20 protein-coding genes and 1 pseudogene are annotated in these 15960 nt (G+C 72.2%); 7 read left to right on the plus strand and 14 right to left on the minus strand.

Annotation, left to right across the window (positions count from 1 at the left end; genetic code table 11):
* Positions 1 to 2: 2 nt before the first annotated feature.
* From I3F54_RS23400 to I3F54_RS23415, 4 genes are all read right to left on the minus strand, one after another.
* Complete coding sequence (locus I3F54_RS23400; protein ID WP_240120820.1) at positions 3 to 353, minus strand: DUF2516 family protein; 351 nt, start codon at positions 351 to 353, stop codon at positions 3 to 5.
* Between the two features lie 103 nt (positions 354 to 456).
* Positions 457 to 1092 (minus strand): hypothetical protein, encoded by a 636-nt coding sequence (locus tag I3F54_RS23405; RefSeq protein WP_240120821.1) that lies wholly within the window; start codon positions 1090 to 1092, stop codon positions 457 to 459.
* A 78-nt stretch (positions 1093 to 1170) separates the two neighbouring features.
* Positions 1171 to 1620, minus strand: a complete 450-nt coding sequence (locus I3F54_RS23410) for a helix-turn-helix domain-containing protein (RefSeq protein WP_240120822.1) — start codon at positions 1618 to 1620, stop codon at positions 1171 to 1173.
* A gap of 349 nt (positions 1621 to 1969) precedes the next feature.
* Complete coding sequence (locus I3F54_RS23415; RefSeq protein ID WP_240120823.1) at positions 1970 to 2200, minus strand: hypothetical protein; 231 nt, start codon at positions 2198 to 2200, stop codon at positions 1970 to 1972.
* A gap of 516 nt (positions 2201 to 2716) precedes the next feature.
* Here I3F54_RS23415 and I3F54_RS23420 point away from each other — a divergent pair.
* From I3F54_RS23420 to I3F54_RS23430, 3 genes and pseudogenes are all read left to right on the plus strand, one after another.
* Positions 2717 to 2926, plus strand: a complete 210-nt coding sequence (locus I3F54_RS23420) for a hypothetical protein (protein WP_240120824.1) — start codon at positions 2717 to 2719, stop codon at positions 2924 to 2926.
* A gap of 22 nt (positions 2927 to 2948) precedes the next feature.
* On the plus strand, positions 2949 to 3491 hold the full coding sequence (locus I3F54_RS23425) for a hypothetical protein (protein ID WP_240120825.1): 543 nt from the start codon (positions 2949 to 2951) through the stop codon (positions 3489 to 3491).
* Between the two features lie 141 nt (positions 3492 to 3632).
* Positions 3633 to 4217, plus strand: a pseudogene (locus I3F54_RS23430) (transposase); the annotation flags it as partial.
* Between the two features lie 57 nt (positions 4218 to 4274).
* On the opposite strand, the gene I3F54_RS23435 reads toward I3F54_RS23430, so the two are convergent.
* The 4 genes from I3F54_RS23435 to I3F54_RS23450 all read right to left on the minus strand — a co-directional run bounded on the left by I3F54_RS23435 (position 4275) and on the right by I3F54_RS23450 (position 8327).
* Entirely contained in the window at positions 4275 to 5636 is a 1362-nt protein-coding gene (locus tag I3F54_RS23435) for a phosphotransferase family protein (protein WP_240120826.1), read from the minus strand.
* 148 nt (positions 5637 to 5784) lie between these two features.
* The gene (locus tag I3F54_RS23440; RefSeq protein WP_240120827.1) at positions 5785 to 6525 is read right to left on the minus strand and encodes an HAD family hydrolase; all 741 of its coding nucleotides are present in this window, start codon (positions 6523 to 6525) and stop codon (positions 5785 to 5787) included.
* Entirely contained in the window at positions 6522 to 7379 is an 858-nt protein-coding gene (locus I3F54_RS23445; RefSeq protein WP_240120828.1) for a winged helix-turn-helix domain-containing protein, read from the minus strand. The genes I3F54_RS23440 and I3F54_RS23445 overlap by 4 nt, the downstream gene beginning before the upstream one ends.
* A 60-nt stretch (positions 7380 to 7439) precedes the next feature.
* On the minus strand, positions 7440 to 8327 hold the full coding sequence (locus I3F54_RS23450) for a GntR family transcriptional regulator (RefSeq protein WP_240120829.1): 888 nt from the start codon (positions 8325 to 8327) through the stop codon (positions 7440 to 7442).
* Positions 8328 to 8490: 163 nt separating this feature from the next.
* Between I3F54_RS23450 and I3F54_RS23455 the strand changes: the two genes are divergently transcribed.
* Positions 8491 to 8679 carry a hypothetical protein gene (locus I3F54_RS23455; protein WP_240120830.1) on the plus strand — a complete coding sequence of 63 codons (189 nt, stop codon included), beginning with the start codon at positions 8491 to 8493 and terminating at the stop codon, positions 8677 to 8679.
* 10 nt (positions 8680 to 8689) lie between these two features.
* Here I3F54_RS23455 and I3F54_RS23460 read toward each other — a convergent pair whose 3' ends face one another.
* On the minus strand, positions 8690 to 9610 hold the full coding sequence (locus I3F54_RS23460; protein WP_240120831.1) for a winged helix-turn-helix domain-containing protein: 921 nt from the start codon (positions 9608 to 9610) through the stop codon (positions 8690 to 8692).
* Positions 9611 to 9766: 156 nt separating this feature from the next.
* Here I3F54_RS23460 and I3F54_RS23465 point away from each other — a divergent pair, with 156 nt between their 5' ends.
* Positions 9767 to 9952, plus strand: a complete 186-nt coding sequence (locus I3F54_RS23465) for a hypothetical protein (protein WP_240120832.1) — start codon at positions 9767 to 9769, stop codon at positions 9950 to 9952.
* 138 nt (positions 9953 to 10090) lie between these two features.
* On the opposite strand, the gene I3F54_RS23470 is transcribed toward I3F54_RS23465, so the two are convergent.
* Both I3F54_RS23470 and I3F54_RS23475 read right to left on the minus strand, forming a co-directional pair.
* Complete coding sequence (locus I3F54_RS23470; RefSeq protein WP_240120833.1) at positions 10091 to 11356, minus strand: GNAT family N-acetyltransferase; 1266 nt, start codon at positions 11354 to 11356, stop codon at positions 10091 to 10093.
* Positions 11357 to 11766: 410 nt separating this feature from the next.
* Positions 11767 to 12552 (minus strand): hypothetical protein, encoded by a 786-nt coding sequence (locus I3F54_RS23475; RefSeq protein ID WP_240120834.1) that lies wholly within the window; start codon positions 12550 to 12552, stop codon positions 11767 to 11769.
* A 157-nt stretch (positions 12553 to 12709) separates the two neighbouring features.
* Here I3F54_RS23475 and dtd point away from each other — a divergent pair, with 157 nt between their 5' ends.
* On the plus strand, positions 12710 to 13135 hold the full coding sequence (gene dtd / locus I3F54_RS23480) for a D-aminoacyl-tRNA deacylase (RefSeq protein WP_240120835.1): 426 nt from the start codon (positions 12710 to 12712) through the stop codon (positions 13133 to 13135).
* A 24-nt stretch (positions 13136 to 13159) separates the two neighbouring features.
* Here the strand turns inward: dtd and I3F54_RS23485 are convergent, their stop codons facing one another.
* From I3F54_RS23485 to I3F54_RS23495, 3 genes are read right to left on the minus strand one after another with little or no spacing between them, the layout of a single operon-like run.
* Positions 13160 to 14125, minus strand: coding sequence for a folate-binding protein YgfZ (locus I3F54_RS23485; protein WP_240120836.1), 966 nt, complete (start codon positions 14123 to 14125; stop codon positions 13160 to 13162).
* Between the two features lie 10 nt (positions 14126 to 14135).
* Positions 14136 to 14573: a Fur family transcriptional regulator gene (locus I3F54_RS23490; RefSeq protein WP_240120837.1), complete on the minus strand. Its 438-nt coding sequence runs from the start codon at positions 14571 to 14573 to the stop codon at positions 14136 to 14138.
* A 50-nt stretch (positions 14574 to 14623) separates the two neighbouring features.
* Positions 14624 to 15196, minus strand: a complete 573-nt coding sequence (locus I3F54_RS23495; RefSeq protein ID WP_240120838.1) for an FABP family protein — start codon at positions 15194 to 15196, stop codon at positions 14624 to 14626.
* Between the two features lie 386 nt (positions 15197 to 15582).
* Here I3F54_RS23495 and I3F54_RS23500 point away from each other — a divergent pair, with 386 nt between their 5' ends.
* Positions 15583 to 15945: a DsrE family protein gene (locus I3F54_RS23500; RefSeq protein ID WP_240120839.1), complete on the plus strand. Its 363-nt coding sequence runs from the start codon at positions 15583 to 15585 to the stop codon at positions 15943 to 15945.
* Positions 15946 to 15960 lie beyond the last annotated feature (15 nt).

The raw sequence follows: 15960 nt of genomic DNA on the forward strand, positions 1-15960 counted from the left end.
GGTCAGCGACCGCCGTTCCACGGGCCGTACGGCCCGTCGCTGCTGGAGCCCCGGCGGCCCCAGCCCCTGCCGCCGGACATGCCGCGCAGGGCCGGCCGCACGTCGACCATGTACACGATCGTCGCGACGAGGCCGATGATCATCAGGAGCCACATGCTCGCGAGCGTCACGTTCATGACGTTCACCAGGAAGGACAGGCCGAGGACGATCAGCCAGAACGGCTTGGTCCGCTTGTCCGCCGCCCGGTAGGCGTCCTCCCGGCGGATCGCGGCGTCGATCAGCGCGAACCCGCTGAACGCGACCAGCGCCAAGCTCAGCAGGAACATCACCCAGCTGAAACCTGCGATCAGCATTGCCCGTCCACCGCCCGTTCTCGAGTCTGTTCTGCCGCCACCGTACCCATTCAACGGGCCGGGCACCCGTGAAGTGCCCGGCCCGCGCGTGGTCCCGTCTTCCCTACTGGGCGGGCGGGGCGGTCTTCTTGGCGGTGGTCTTGCGCGCCACGGGCTTCTTGGCGGCGGCGGCCTTCTTGGCCGGGGCCGACTCGGACTCGGCGGCGGCCGGCTTCGGCTCCGCCTTCGCGGCGACCGGCTCGGACTTCGGCTCGACGGCGATCGCCAGCTCCTCGACCTCCTCCGCGACGTCCTCGATGCCCTCGGCGGCCTGACCGCGCCAGGTCCGCACGGTCTGCTCGCCGTGCTCGGCGACCTTCTCGTAGGTCTCGCGGGCCTTCACGGCGTACTCGGCGGCGACGCCGACGCCGCGCAGGGCGAGGTCCTGGGCGGTCTCGCCGAACTTCTTCAGGTCGGAGTCGAGGGAGCCCATGAACTCCGTGACCCTGGTCTGGAACGTCTCCTGCGTCTCCCGGACGCGGGCACCGGCCTCCTTCGCGCGGGCGGCGGCCTTCTCCTGGACCGCCTTGGGGTCGGTGCTGCGGACCGCCTCGAAACGGGCCGGCGCCTCGGAACGCAGCTGCTCGACCAGGGCCGGCACCTTCTTCGCCTGCTGGTACGCGAGGTCGGCGGTGCCGGCGGCGAAGTAGAGCGGGGTCGGGTCGCTTAGGGTCTTGCGCAGGTCGTCGGTGATGGCCATGGTGATGGTCCTCCCGGAATCTCTTCGGATGAGGGTTGTGGTGATCCGCAGCCGGCGGCCGGTCGTTCCCTGGCCCGGTCAGCCGGCCGTCTGCTGCGGATCGGCGTCTGTTCCGCCGACCGTGCGGGGGTCGTCTGCGGCGGCCTCGCCCGACGCGCCGTCGTCTCCGTCCGCTGCCGTGAAGCCGTTCTCCTTGCGGAACGACTCGTAGATCTGCAGCAGCACCTGCTTCTGCCGTTCGTTGAGCGAGGGATCGGCGAGGACGACCGCACGGGTCTCGATCTCCCCCCGGTCCCGCTCCGCATCGAGGATGCCGGCGCGCACGTACAGCGTCTCGGCGGAGATCCGCAGCGCCTTGGCGACCTGCTGGAGCACCTCCGCGCTGGGCTTGCGCAGCCCGCGCTCGATCTGGCTCAGGTACGGATTGGACACCCCGGCCGCATCGGCGAGCTGCCTGAGCGACAGTTGCGCGTTGCGCCTCTGCTCCCGCAGGTACTCACCGAGACTGCCGACGTTGAGCGATGCCATACCTCCACCTTGCCGGATCGCGCTAACTATTGCAAGCACCTCGCTTGCAGCAGCGCGCGGAATGAGCCCCTCCGGTCCTGTGCCTTCCAGCGTTGGCTGTCACAGCTCGGCGCTTGTTGTCGGAGGGCTTCTCGAAACCGGGTGTGGGGCTGGGGGTTCCGTACGGGTGTACGGCAGGTCAGCGGCTGGCCGCCGGTGGCACGGCGTTCGGCCAGCAGTCCCATGACCTGCTGATATTCCGGCGACAGCACCTCGGCCGACAGCACCTGCGGCACTGTCAGCGTAGGCGCTGACCCGCAGCACCAGGGCCCGGACCACCGAGTCGGTGGTCCGGGCCCTGGTGCTTGTCCTACCGCTGCGTCGGCTTGCGGTTCTGCTGCTGCGGCTCGGAGCCGCCGCGGCGCAGGTGCCCCGCCTGCTCCGCGGAGTCGCCCGGCTTCTTCCTTGCGGCGCCGTTCGGCTTCTTCGCCGTGCCCCGCGTGGTCGACTTGCCCCGCGCGGCCGCCGTGGAGACGCGCGTATCGCGCCCGTCCCTGGCTCCAGGGAGCGGCCGGGCCAGTGCCTCCCCGAGCTGACGCATAGCCGGGATGTCCACCGTGGTGGACGCGGTGCCCCGTGACGCCGGCGGCGGCCCGCTGCGGCCTCCGCCGGGGGAGCTGTAGGAGGCGGCGGCATCCGCGACGCCTTGCAGAGCATCGGCGGCCGGGGCGTCGGCCTCCTTCTCGTCGCCCCGTCGCCGGAGCGAAGGACCGCTGCAACGCGGCCAGGTCGGCGTTGAGGTCGGCAACCAGGTCCTGCGCCGTGCCGTTCTCCGGCGGCACGTGCTCCTCCCGGGCCTCCAGCACCGCCTGGCACTCGGTACGGACGTCCATCGGCCCGGCCGGAGGCTCCGTCGCCGCGGTGTCGGCGGGCGAGGTCTCCGCGCGGGTCCATAGCGGCAGGTCGCCGGGCTGCGCGGAAGCCTTCGGCTGATCGGCCCGCAGGGCGTCTTCCAGCGCCTGGCGAATGCCGTCGACGGCGGCGTCGAGAGCCGGACCGTTCTCCTCGGGGACCACGGCCCCGTCCGGGCTTCCCGGTCCGGGGACGTCCGTGGCCGGTGCTCGACGGCGGGAAGATCCGGCTCAGCGGGGACGCCCGGCTCGATGTCAACAAGGCGTACAACTTCGACCTGGGTGAGAGCGCGGACCTCGGCCCGGTCGAATTCTCCTTCGACCCGCTCGCCGCCGCCCCCCACTATCGTCTGGCCAAGAACTTCACGGTACAAGGGAGCCGGACCATTGGCGTCAACACCGTCGTCACCCCGTAGCCGAGTGTCTGGAGGAGGGTTCATGCGCACCGTCCCTGCGACGGTCACGGCCGTCTGCGCGGCGCTGTCCCTCGCACTGACCGCGTGCGCGGCCCAGACCACGGACCCCCGCGCCCTGGCCGGCACCAGCGCCAACGAGAGCCTGGACAAGCTCCTTGAGAGCTACGAGCTCACGCTGCCCGGTTGCAAGGTGGAGGACCTGGGGTTCAGCGGCCGGTCGAAGGAGATCGACAAGCATCTGCTGCTGCGCTTCGAGGCTCCCAAGGACTGTGTGAACGGCTACCTCGACGCCCACGGGGTGGACCGCACCCGGGCGAACACATGGCCGTTCCCCGAGTTCTCGATCGACGGAAAGGAACTGTCCCGGACCAGGCCGCCCTTTGCCGACAGCACCATGGAGAAGCTCGACCTGAAGCTCGACCCCGAGAAGACGTACGGCCTCCACACCAGGTTCCGCACGCCCACGGGCGCCAGGTTCACCGTCCTGGTCGTTCCGCGCGGCGATGACGGGCAGGAGGTCTACATGGTGTCGACGCACAACGGCGAGGACCGAGTGCTGGGCTGAGCTTGTTCTTTTGCCTCTGGCCTCGAACGTTGCCTCGTACAGGCTCGCGCATCCGGGGATTCGCCGGGCATGCTGACGGCCTTCGAATGACCATGCGTTCCGCCACGGAATCACGTTCGTACGAAGGCCGCAGAGGTGAGTGTGCTGGACCACGACGCCCGGCGGGGTGCGTTCGACTTCACGTCACACTTCCGGGAAGACTTCTACGCGTGCCTGACCGCACGTGGTGACACGCTGTTCGAACTCACGGATGCGATGCTCTGCGTGGACGGCCCGGTGACCTCGCCGGTCGACCTGACGCTGCTGGCCGAACACCGGCGCGGGCACGGCGCGATGTACGACGCGCTCAACCGGGGCCGCATCGACGCGGTCCGGCTGCGCAAAGCCCTGGCCGTGCTGCCGCAGCCCAAGGCCGCCGACGGGCGTCTGGTCCTGGCCGTCGATGTCTCGGCATGGCTGCGCCCGGATGCGCCGACCAGCCCCAACCGGCTGTTCTGCCACGTCTACGGACGCTCGGGACGCTCCTCGGATCAGTTCATCCCCGGCTGGCCCTACTCGTTCGTCGCCGCCCTGGAAACGGGCCGCACCTCGTGGTGCCAGCTGCTGGACGCGGTCCGGCTCGGCCCCGACGACGACGTCGCCGAGGTCACCGCGGCCCAGGTCCGCCGCGTCGTCACCGACCTGATCGACGGCGGCCAGTGGGAAGCCGGTGACCCGGACATCCTCGAAGGGGACTCCACGGGCCCCGGCGAGCAGGGTCCGGGCGTCCGGGGGGCCAGGACGTCACCGTCCATGCAGTTCCAGCCCTGCCTTCCCGGCCGGATCCGCCCTGCCGGCGGCGCCCCGGGCCGGGGGGTGCGGAGCGGGCGGCGGCTCCGGCGCGGCCGCGGTTCGTGCCGGAGCAGGCTCCGGCCCCGTCGCGGGCTCCGGCCGGGCGGCGGACCGCTCGGGCAGGTCCTCGGGCCGGTCCGCCTCCTCGCAGGAGCCGCGCGCGCTGGGCCTCCGTCGCCGGGCCGTGCGCGGCTCGCCGTCCGGGCCGCCGCCGGAGCGGCGCGCGGTGTCGGCGGCGTGCCATCGGCGCAGTGCGCGGACGACGTCGGCCTCGCCGACCGGTTCACGCGCGCCGTCCAGGGCGGTCCAGGCCCGCCGCAGGGCGTCGTGGATCCGTTCGGCTGCGCGGGCGAAGTCCTCCGTCAGCGCTTCGCCGGGCAGGCCCAGGGCGGCCCGCATGACGTCCGGGAAGACGGACTGGACGTGCTCGAACCGCAGGTAAGCGGTCAGATCGGGGGCGAGCCCGGCGGTCAGCGGCGCCTGCCCGGCCCGGTGCATCGCCTCGGCCCACAGGCCGGTGACGCGCTGGTGCTCGTCGTCGTCGTAGTCCATGCGGACCAGGTGGGTGGCCAGGTCGTGCAACGGGTCGCCGTAGAGGCTGAGTTCCCAGTCCAGCACGGACAGGCGCTCCCCGTCCGGTGTCCGCGTCACCACCACGTTCGCCCGGTGGACGTCCGTGTGCAGCAGGACGAAGGGCCGGCCGGTCAGCGTCGGCACCGACCGCAGGAAGCGGCGCATGAGGTCGTCCGGGATCCCCAGCGCGTCGAACAGCTCCCCGAAGCGCGCCCGGTTGCCCCGGTACACCCGCTCCTCCGTGAAGCGGGCCAGCCGCTCCAGGAACCCCTGGCTGTCGCCGCTCGCGGGCCAGTCGGCCGGCCGCGGCGGCAGGGCGTCGGCCGGCACGGCGGCGAGACGCGCGAAGAACGCGGCGAGTTCGGCGGTGCGCACCGGCCCGACCGGGCCCTTCGGCGTCTCCTCGGCCAGGACGGTGCCGGTGACGTACTCGTGCAGCGACCACGTACCGAGGTCGGCCAGGCAGCGCGGGACGCCGTCGAGCCGGGCGCACACCGCGCTCAGCACCTCCGGCTCCCGCCAGTGGCGGGCCAGAACGACGACGGAGTCGCACGGGACGCGGAACTTGGCGCGCGTCCGGCCGGACTCCAGGCCCAGCAGGAAGGCCAGGGGCCGTCCGACCGGGAGGATGCGGTTGCGGTTGTGGTGGCCGGCGACCACCTCGCCGTGCCTCCTCCGGCGCAGCCCCGCGAAGAACCGCACAAGTGCTGTGTGGGTCCGGTGGGGCAGGTGGGGCCGCATGGGCAGACGCTACATGCCGGGGGTGACACTTCTCACGTTTACGGACGCATCCTTCCGCCATATGGACACCTCTGGCCCCATCTTGACGGGACGTCATGTCGTTTCGGTCCTCGTCCTGCCGAACCCCGTGGCCCCGCCGGTGCCGGACTCAGGAGGGCCGTACGGCTTCCAGCAGTGGCGCCAGGGAGCGCATGATGCTGTGCTCGGGCACCCCCGCCCTCCGCATCCGGTCCGCCGTCGCGGCACGACGCGCGTAGCCGATGAACGGCACGCCGGCACGGACGGCCGCCGTGTGGTCGGAGAGGCTGTCGCCGATCATCAGCGCGGCCTCGGGCGCTGCGCCCAGGGCGGTCAGGGCCGTGTTCAGGGTCCTCGGGTGCGGCTTGAGCAGGCTCAGGTCCTGGGTGCGGCCGTAGATGTGCGGGGCGAAGCAGCGCAGCAGGCCCCGTCCGTGCAGGTACGAGGACACGGTCCGGGCCGAGTTGTTGGTCACGATCGCCAGCCGTACCCCCACGGCCACCCAGGTGCGGACCAGGACGTCGGCGTAGGCGGTCGGACGGGCGAGCCGGGCCGCCCTCAGCTCGTGCCGGGTGAGCTGCTCCTCTAGTTCGGCGACGAGGTCGCTGCCCGGGTGGCGTTCCGCGATCGAGCTGAGCACGCCGTGCGGGTCCGGACTGCGGCGCTCGGCGTCGGTGAGCATCCAGCCGAGACCCCGCGCGTCCAGCCACTCCACCTGCTCCACGGCGATCCGGTCGGCCGGGCACCCGTGGAACAGCAGACAGATCGGCCCGTCGAAGTCGAACAGCACGTGCCGGGCGCGCGCGACCAGTGCCCGGAGCTCCTCGGACCCGCCCGCCGCCCGTCGGGCCCGTCCCGAATCAGCCGTCACCAGGCGAGTGTCTGCCGGGGAGCCATCAGATCCCAGAGGGAGTCCAGGTGTTTGCTCATGTCCTGCACGCACTGCGCGGCCCGTCCGCCCTCCTCCAGGCGGAACTCGAACAGGGGCGACTGGGTGCCGTGGGCGTCGAAGATCTCGACCGGTCCTTCGCCGGGCAGCTCGCGCGTGTACCGGGCGATGGTGTACCGGCCCTCCAGGCCCAGCCTGCCGTTGAGCACGTACTGCTTCACCGTCGGCGAGCACGGCAGCGGCCGGAAGTCCGCGACGGCGTCGATGCCGTGATCGCGCCGGAGACTGCGGATCTGCACCTCGATGACCGCCTTCTGGCTTCTGATCTGGTCCCTGAGCGCCTGCTGCACCCGGTCGGTGAGGTCGGTCCGCGACACGGGCGTGGGATAGAGCAGCAGGGCGTCCGGGCCCGGCAGCATGCAGCGCACGTCGACCGACGCGGGACGCACCTTCCCGGCCGCGACCAGGCGGTGCATGTCGATCAGCGCCCACATCAGCGTCTCCGCCGTCAGGCACACCGCGTCGATCCGCACCGCCGACTCCTGGAACGCCTCTTCCAGGTACGAGGTGAGCACCACGCGTGCGTCCTGGCCCGGCTGCCGCTGAGCCGGGAGGTCGGCCACCCGGGGCGGGCTGCCCCTGGTGACGTGGGTGAGCAGGCCGTCCTCCTGGAGTGCGCGCAGCGCCTGGCGCACGGTGCCGCGCTCGACGCCGAACTCGTCCGCCAGCTCGGCCTGGGTGGGCAGGCGGTCGCCCTTCTTGAGGTCACCGGCGCGGATGCGGGCGCGCAGGGCGTCGGCGATCTCCTGGGGCGAGTGCCGGGTGCTGCTGTTCACGGCGTTCTCCTGGGTCTTCACCGGGACGGTCGTGGTGTCGGCGGCCGTCCGGTGCACGGGTCAGCCGAGGTTCAGGTCTGTGGTGATGGTTTCCCACAAGGCGTCGAACCACATCTGGGACTCCTCGACGAACCGTGCGTCCCGGCCGGCGTCCCGGGCGAACGGGAAGAGCAGGGACTCGGTGCCGAGGACGTCGTACAGCTCCGCCGTACCCCGGGGGCCCGCCCCCCGGGGTTCGACCTCCTCGCTGCGGCGTCCGACCATGTAGAACGCGAACAGCGCGTCGGTGCCGTTGAGCAGGTACAGCTTCACCGGCGGGGTGAACGGCAGCGCGCGGAAGGCGACCCGCACGTCGATGCCGTGCGAGGTGCGCAGCGCCAGCAGGTTGTGCCGCAGCACCTGGCCGTGCGCGTTGCGCATCTGCAGCCAGCGCCGGTGGACGGCGTCGTCGTCGCCCTGCACGGGGGCCGGGAAGGCCAGCGAGATGTCCCGCGAGGGCAGCAGGATGCGAACCTCGACGGACTCGGGCCGGAGTGTGCCCTCGTGGAGCCGGCGCATGGGCTCGCCCAGGCCGATCATGAGCGACTCCGCCGTCAGGCAGACGGCGTCGATCGTGACCCGCCGGGCTGCGAACGCCTCGGTCAGCCGCGGCGCCAGCCCGACCAGCGTCGGTTGCGGCTGCTCCCCCGCCGGCGCCGGCTCCGCGATGCGCGGCGGGCTGCCCCTGCTGATATTGGTCAGCAGGCCGTCCTCCTGGAGTGCGCGCAGCGCCTGGCGCACGGTGCCGCGCTCGACGCCGAACTCGTCCGCCAACTCGGCCTGGGTGGGCAGGCGGTCGCCTGCCTTGAGCTCGCCGACTCGGATGCGTTCGCGCAGGATGTCGGCGATCTCCTGGGGCGTGCGCCGGGTGCTGCCGTTCACTGCCACGTTCTCCTGAGTCACGGCCAAACGCTACAACTTTGACCTATCTCGGGGGAGTTGTTTGAAACCTGTTTATGAGACAGAGCCAAGTGGGGACAACATCGGTAGAGATAATCCGAGTTGGCTACCAACTTTTCCTCGTTGGCAGCCAGAAGGAGGAAGAATCACCGTCTGAAGGGGGAAATCCCACATGCCAGCCCTCGCCCTCCTCTCCGCCGTCCTCGTCGTCACCTTCGAGCAGGCCGTCCAGTGGAAGTACGGCCCCATGGGCATCGTCGGACTGCTGCTCCTCACCATCGGCCTGAAGGCCAAGAGCCCCGCCGTCAGCTCCCTGGGAGCCGTCGTCCTCGCGCTGCTGGTCACCGGTCCCGCGCTCTGACCCGGGCCGGTCACGACAGCTGCAGGTCCGAGCTGATCGTCTCCCACAGCCCGTCGAACCACAGCCGCGCCTGCTCCACGAATCTCGCGTCCCGCACCACCGCGTCCCTCGTGAAGGCGAAGAGCATCGACCGGGTGCCCTCAACGTCGTACAGCCGGAGCTCCTCCTGGTCGATCTCCGTCCGGCGCTGCCCCAGCGTGTAGTAGGCGAACAGCGCCTCGGTGCCGTTGAGCAGGTACAGCTTCACGGGCGGGGTGAACGGCAGCGCCCGGAAGGCGACCCGCACGTCGATGCCGTGCGTGGCGCGCAGCGCCAGCAGGTTGTGCCGCAGCACCTGCCCCTGGGCGTTGCGCTGCGCCAGCCAGCGCCGGTGCAGCCGCCCGTCGGTCCCCGGGTCCACCGCCGCCGGGAAGGCGAGTTCGATGTCCCGCGACGGCAGCAGGACCCGGACGTCGACCTTGGCCGGTTCCAGCTCCCCGGCGTGGATGCGGCGCAGCGGCTCGCCGATCGCGAGGGTGAGGGAGACCGCCGTCAGGCACAGGGCGTCGATCTCGACGTGCGGGGCGGCGAAGGCCTCGGCGATGCGCGGGGCCAGAGCCACGGTCGTCGGCTGCGGCGGGACGGCGGGGCCGGCGGACATCCGGTCCGCGCCCGCTTCGGGGGCGACGGTGGCGGGGACCCCCTTGGAGACGCCGGTCAGCAGGTGCTCGGACCGCAGGATGCGCAGCGCCTGGCGTACGGCCCCGCGTTCCACGCCGAACTCCTCGGCCAGTCTGGCCTGCGTGGGCATGCGCTGCCCGGGCCGAAGCCGCCCCGAGACGATCCGGGCGCGCAGTTCGTCGGCGACCTCGCGAGGGGTCGGTTGTGACCGCCGCGGCCTCTGGGGCCGGTTCCGTCCACTGGCGGAGGCGTGTTCCGGGTCCACAGCCAAACGGTACAACTTCCCGCCATCTTGGGGCAGTTCTATGAAAGGTGGTTATGAGCCGCTTCCAGGCGGAGATAACCACAGTGGAGTTGGTCGCCAACTTCGACAACCTGGTCGAGACTCAGAAAGGTTGGCCACCGACTCTGCCGAAGGGGGACCACCATGCCACTCGTCGCCATCGCCCTCGCCGCCCTGGCCGTCGGATTCGAGCAGCTCGTCCAGTGGAGGTTCGGCCTGATGGGCATCGTCGCCCTCGTGGCCCTGACGATCGGGGTCAAGGCGAGGAACGCCATGATCGGCGGCATCGGCGCGGTCGTCCTCGCGATGCTGCTCGCCCAGTCCGGCTGACGGGCTCCCTTCCGGAGGGGAGCCGGGAGCCCGGTCGGCCGGAACCGCCACGACCACAACGACAACTCAACAGCCCGCTGCCCGGCCTGCTACGGACCGGCGGCGGACAGCGGACCCGTCACCGACGGAAGGAGCACCTCAGAACATGTCCGGGCACCACGGCCGCCTGGACGTACGCAGCAGGGCGTCGGCCATCCGGACGGCGCCCGCCCGTTCTTCCCGCACCCGGCCCAGGACCGCCAGCCGCTCGGCCGACTCGTCGCCGAGCCACAGCCGCGCCAGATCGCTCACGTCGAGCGTCAGGTCGGCGCCGCGGGAGGTGGGCGTGCAGGACACCCCGTCGGGCGCGGCGTCCAGCAGGTAGCGTCCGCCGGCGATCCCCGCGGCGTCCGCCACCTCCAGCACCAGCTCGCCCGCCGCCGCGTAGCGACGGGCCTCCAGCGCCCGTACGACGTCCAGCAACCGCAGCCACAGCCAGTCGGCCTGCGTGGTGAGGTGCGCCGCCCGTGGGTCCGGCAGGAGCAGCGGCAGCACGTCGTCCGGGGAGCGCCAGCCGCTCTTGACCCGCACCACCCAGTCGACGGAGCACAGGTAGTGCCACAGGGCGCGCTCGGCGGCCGGGGTCACGGCCATCAGCCCGAGCACCGTCGCCGTGTTCAGCGGCTGCTTGGCGTCGCCCCAGCTGTCGTCGCACCGGTACGCCACCATGCCCTCGACCTCACCGCCGGCCGAGCGGTACACACCGTAGAAGGGCTCCTGCCACGGATCGGTGGAGAAGCGCACGGCGCCGGTGTTCACCTGCCACCACAGCTCGTCCCGGTTCACGGCGCCGGGCTGGCCCCGCCGCAGCCGCTCGTGCAGCTCCGGGCCGAGCTTGCGGACGTCCTCGGCGTCCACCAGGTCGACCCGGCCGCCCTCCTCGGGCAGCGCCGGCCCGCGCGGGCCGAAGCCGGCGCGCGGCACGTCGATGGTCCACTCGTTCATCGTGGTCGCCGGGCCGAAGCCGTACCGGCCGTAGATCGGGTACTCGGCCGCGATCAGCGACGCGACGACGTCGCCGCGCTCCCTGGCCGCCGCCAGATCGCTGCCCATCATCCGGGTGAGCAGACCACGGCGGCGGTGGGTGGGGGTGACGGTGACGCTCGTGATCGCGTCGGCGGCCACCGGCGTACCGCCGACGGCCGTGACCTCCTGGGGGAACGAGCGGAACGTCGCCACGCACCGCCCGCCGTCGAACGCGCCGAGCAGCCGGCCCGGGGCGAAGTTCCGCCGGCGGGCCTCCAGGATCTCCGGGGGGAGGGCCGGCTCCCGCAGGAACCCGGTGTTCAGTGCGCGCTGCCAGTCGGCGAACTCGTCTTCGGTGATCGGACGGACGTCGATGTCGTGCGGGACGGGGTGGTTCATGAGGGCACGGTAGGCATGCGGGGGCGGTGGCGTCGCGTGGATTTCGGGCGGGGCCCGCCGTCCCGGCGGTCGCCGCGCCCGCCGGGCTCCTCCACGGGCCTGTGGACGGACCGGCCGAGGAGGCTCCCGCGGCCGGGTACGAGGCGGGGCGGGCGGTCCGGTGGTGACGCGGCGCCGGCGGACGGTTGCGCCGTCGGGGCGGCCGGAACGGCGCACACGGCCGGCGGTGCCGCGGGCCCGGCGGTGGCGCTTCCCGACGGTCGGATCGCGCCCGCCCCGCCAGAACCCGCCGGGCCCCTGGAGCCCCGTACCCGGTGGCGTTCCGCCGGACGACGGGCGGGGATCCCGGGGCAGGTGCCGGTCCCGCCGCAGACGTATGCGGCGCCGGCCCCGGCGGGCCCACCGGGACGTCAGACCAGCAGGTCGTCGACCTGCGCCTCCCCCTCGCGGTAACGGCGGCCGATCTCCGCGGAGCAGTCGTCCGCGGTCCGCTGCATCCGCTGCCGGCGCCGGGAGACGTGCTGCTCGTACCGGACGAGGCGACCCATCGCCTCGTGCAGCTCCGGGTCGGTCCGGGCGGCCAGGTCGGACAGCTCGACGTCGGACAGCATCTCGGCCGCCAGCCGCCGGTACTCCTCGCCGTGCGGGGTGCCCAGCGTGACGTGCCGGGCGGAGGAGCGGTGCCGGGCCGGAGCGTCGGTGAGGACCTCCGGCAGCCACTCCACGACCGAGCCCACGGCGCCCACAGGCCTCCCGGATCCCGCGGCGCCGACGAAGCGTGCCGCGCCCGGAGCGCCCGCGGAATCCGCGCGCCCGGAGCGCGCGCGGGGCACCGTGGCCCCGGGGGCCGCCGGGCCGGCGGGCCCCGCGGCCGACGGGGCGACGGTCGCCGCGGACGCCTCCCCGACGGCCACCACCAGGGCCGGCCCGCGCCGCGCGAGTTCGGCGCGCAGGATGTCGATCCGCCCCTGGAGCAGGCGCCGTACGTAGCTGAGGTCGGCCTCGTCGCGCTGCGCGTCCCGGCGCACGGCGCGCAGCTCGGGCAGGCTCAGCGCGGCCAGGTCGCGCTCGGTCGGCCCCGCGGGCAGGGGCGGGCTGTCGGTGCGCTGTGCGGGCGGCCGGAGGTCGGCCGCCCGGTGCCCCGCACAGGCCAGCGGGACAGCCCCCGGAGGCTGCCCGGTACTCGATGTGCTCATGTGCCTCTACCGTTCCCTCGACCGGTGCTGGGCAGCATCGTGCCACCCCAAGTGGCCGCTATGTGACCGAGTGCCCCCGAACGGCCGCACATGGGCGGTTAGGAGGCGAAAAATGGCTCGTTACGGGCGCGGTCCGGTCGCCCGGCATGATGGTCGTATGCGTGCAGTGGTGCAGAGAGTGGACGGCGCGAGCGTCGTCGTGGACGGCGAGACCGTCGGGGAGATCAAGGGCGAGGGGCTGTGCGTCCTCGTCGGGGTGACGCACGAGGACACCAGGGAGAAGGCGGCGCAGCTCGCCCGCAAGCTCTGGTCGATCCGCATACTGGCCGACGAGCGGTCGTGCAGCGACGTCGCGGCCCCGCTGCTGGTGATCAGCCAGTTCACGCTCTACGGCGACGCCCGCAAGGGCCGCCGCCCCACCTGGAACGCCGCCGCCCCCGGCGACGTCGCCGAGCCGCTGGTGGACGAGGTCGTCGCCCAACTGCGGGCCCTGGGCGCGACCGTGGAGACGGGCCGGTTCGGGGCGAAGATGCGGGTCTCGCTGGCGAACGACGGCCCGTTCACGGTCCTGCTGGAGATCTGAGGCGAGATCCGGGGCCGGGTGCCCCTACGGCTCCACGACCACTTCCTGCGCGGCGGCGGTCGTGCCGGCGAGGAGCGGAGCATCCGGGGGAACGTTCCGCTTGACCAGCGCCAGGGCGACCGGCCCGAGTTCGTGGTGGCGCGCGGACGTCGTCACGAAGCCGACCTTGCGGCCGTCGGGGCCCTCGCCGGCCGGCCGGATCTCGGTTCCCGGCGCCGGCAGGTGGACCTCGCTGCCGTCGAGGTGCAGGAAGACCAGCCTGCGCGGCGGCCGGCCCAGGTTCTGCACCCGGGCGACCGTCTCCTGCCCGCGGTAGCACCCCTTCTGCAGGTGGACCGCCGTGCCGATCCAGCCCAGCTCGTGCGGGATGGTGCGGTGGTCGGTCTCGAAGCCGAGGCGCGGTCGGTGCTGCTCCACCCGCAGCGCCTCGGCTGCGAGGATGCCGGCGGGCGGACCGGCCTGCGCGGCGTAGGCCTCCAGCTCGGAGCGCGGCAGGAACAGGTCACGGCCGTAGGGCGTCTCGCGTACGGTGACGCCCTCGGGCACCTCGGCGATGGAACCGGCGGGCAGATGGACGACCGCGTACTCGGCGGTGCGGTCGGCGACCTCGACCCGGTAGAAGAACTTCATCGACTCCAGGTAGGCGATCAGCGCGTCCTGGGTGCCGGGCTCGACGTGGGCCCACACCGTCCCGCCGTCGTCGACCAGGTACAGGGCGTGCTCGATGTGGCCGTTCGCGGACAGGATCAGCGCCTCCGTGGCCCGGCCCGCGGGCAGGTCGCTGACGTGCTGGGTGAGCAGCAGGTGCAGCCAGGCCAGCCGGTCCTCACCGGAGACCGTGACGACCCCGCGGTGCGAGAGGTCGACGAAACCGGTGCCGTCGGCGAGGGCGCGCTGTTCGCGGAACAGGTCGCCGTAGTGGGCGGCGACGCCTTCGTCCGCGCCTTCGGCGGGGACGGCGCCGGGCAGGGACAGCAGAGGGCTCTTCATGGGTCCAAGCCTACGACTCGGTACTTGAACCCTTCAGGGTGCAGTTCCGGCACCTGCCGAAGATCGCGAAGTGCTTCATGTCGGTGTCGAAGCCGAACTGCTCGCGCAGCTTGGCGGTGAACTCGGCGGCGACCGAGAGATCGGCCTCGATCACGTTGGTGCAGTCGCGGCAGACCAGGTGGATGTGGTGGTGCCGGTCGGCGAGGTGGTAGATCGGCGCCCCGTGCCCCAGGTGGGCGTGGCTGACCAGTCCCAGCTCCTCCAGCAGCTCCAGCGTCCGGTAGACGGTGGAGATGTTGACCCCCGACGCCGTCTTCCTCACCTCGCCGAGGATGTCGTCGGGGGTCGCGTGCTCCAGGGCGTCCACGGCTTCGAGCACGAGTTGCCGCTGCGGGGTCAGCCGGTAGCCGCGCTGCCGCAGGTCCGTCTTCCAGTCGGTGCTCACCACACCGCCAAGTCTAGGACCAGTCGCTCCGCGGCCACCTGGAAGGAAGCGGCCTACTGGAAGAAGGTGATCCCGTCCGGGAGGTCGTCCGGGAGGGCCTTCGCCCAGCGCTCGACCTCTTCGGGGGAGACGACCTTCTTCAGGTGCGCCGACATGTAGGGGCGCAGCTCGACCTCGGGGGTCTGCTTCTCACCGACCCACATCAGGTCGCTCTTGACATAGCCGTACAGCCGCTTGCCGCCGCTGTAGGGGCTGGAGGCGACGGTGCGGGCGACGGCGTCGGTGGCCAGGTCGATCTGCGGCTTCTTGTGGGCGAGTTCGCCGTACCAGATCTCGACCGTGCCGTCGTCGCGGGTCATGGTGACCTCGACCCTGCGGTCGGCGTCGATCCGCCAGTAGCCGGACTCGGACTCCAGGGGGCGCACCTTGTTGCCGTTCTCGTCGAGCACCCACGTGTGCGAGTGGTACTCGAGGAAGTCCCTGCCGTCGTGCGTGAAGGTGACCTCCTGCCCGAAGTTGCACTTCTCGGAGCCGGGGAAGTCGTGCACACCCGCGCCTGCCCAGGTACCGAGCAGGAAGGCGAGGGGGACGAGGTCCTTGTGGAGGTCGGACGGGATCTCGATCATCAGCGGAGGTTCCTAGAGAGGGGTCAGCGCTGGCCCTGGTACAGCTTCTTCACGGTCAGCCCGGCGAAGGCGAGGACACCGACGCAGACAAGGGCCAGCAGGGTTTCGAAGAAGATCTCCACAGGGTGCTCCTAGCGGTGGGCGGTGGTGCGGTGCGTACACAAGGCCGGGCCCCAGCTTACGCGTCCGGGGCCCGGCCCTCCCGGCGAGGTGCGCCCTCGGGTTCGCCCCGGGGGTGCACCTCCGCCGTCGGCCCGGCAGCCGGCTCTGCAGGACGACCGTCTGCCGGAACGGCATCGGCCACGGTGCAGGTGGCTCCGGGGGCGCTGCACGGGAGGCTCACGGGTGACACAAGCGGGTGTGAAGCAGTTGACTACGATTCGGCCATGGCGAAGAGGCTCGTGATCAAGGTGACCGCGGGGGCCGATGCCCCCGAACGCTGTTCGCAGGCGTTCACGGTGGCGGCCGTGGCCGTGGCCAGCGGGGTGGACGTGTCGCTGTGGCTGACGGGGGAGTCGGCGTGGTTCGCCCTGCCCGGTCGCGCGGCGGAGTTCGAGTTGCCGCACGCCGCGCCGCTGCCCGATCTCCTCGGCTCCCTGCTCGCCGGCGGCCGTGTCACCCTGTGCACCCAGTGCGCGGCCCGCAGGGAGATCACGGAGAAGGACGTCATCGAGGGCGTGCGGATCGCCGGGGCGCAGGTCTTCGTGCAGGAGGCGGTCGCGGACGACACGCAGGCACTCGTCTACTGAGCGGGCCGGGCGGCG

It is taken from the genome of Streptomyces sp. MUM 2J (assembly GCF_022414535.1).
Lineage (GTDB): Bacteria > Actinomycetota > Actinomycetes > Streptomycetales > Streptomycetaceae > Streptomyces.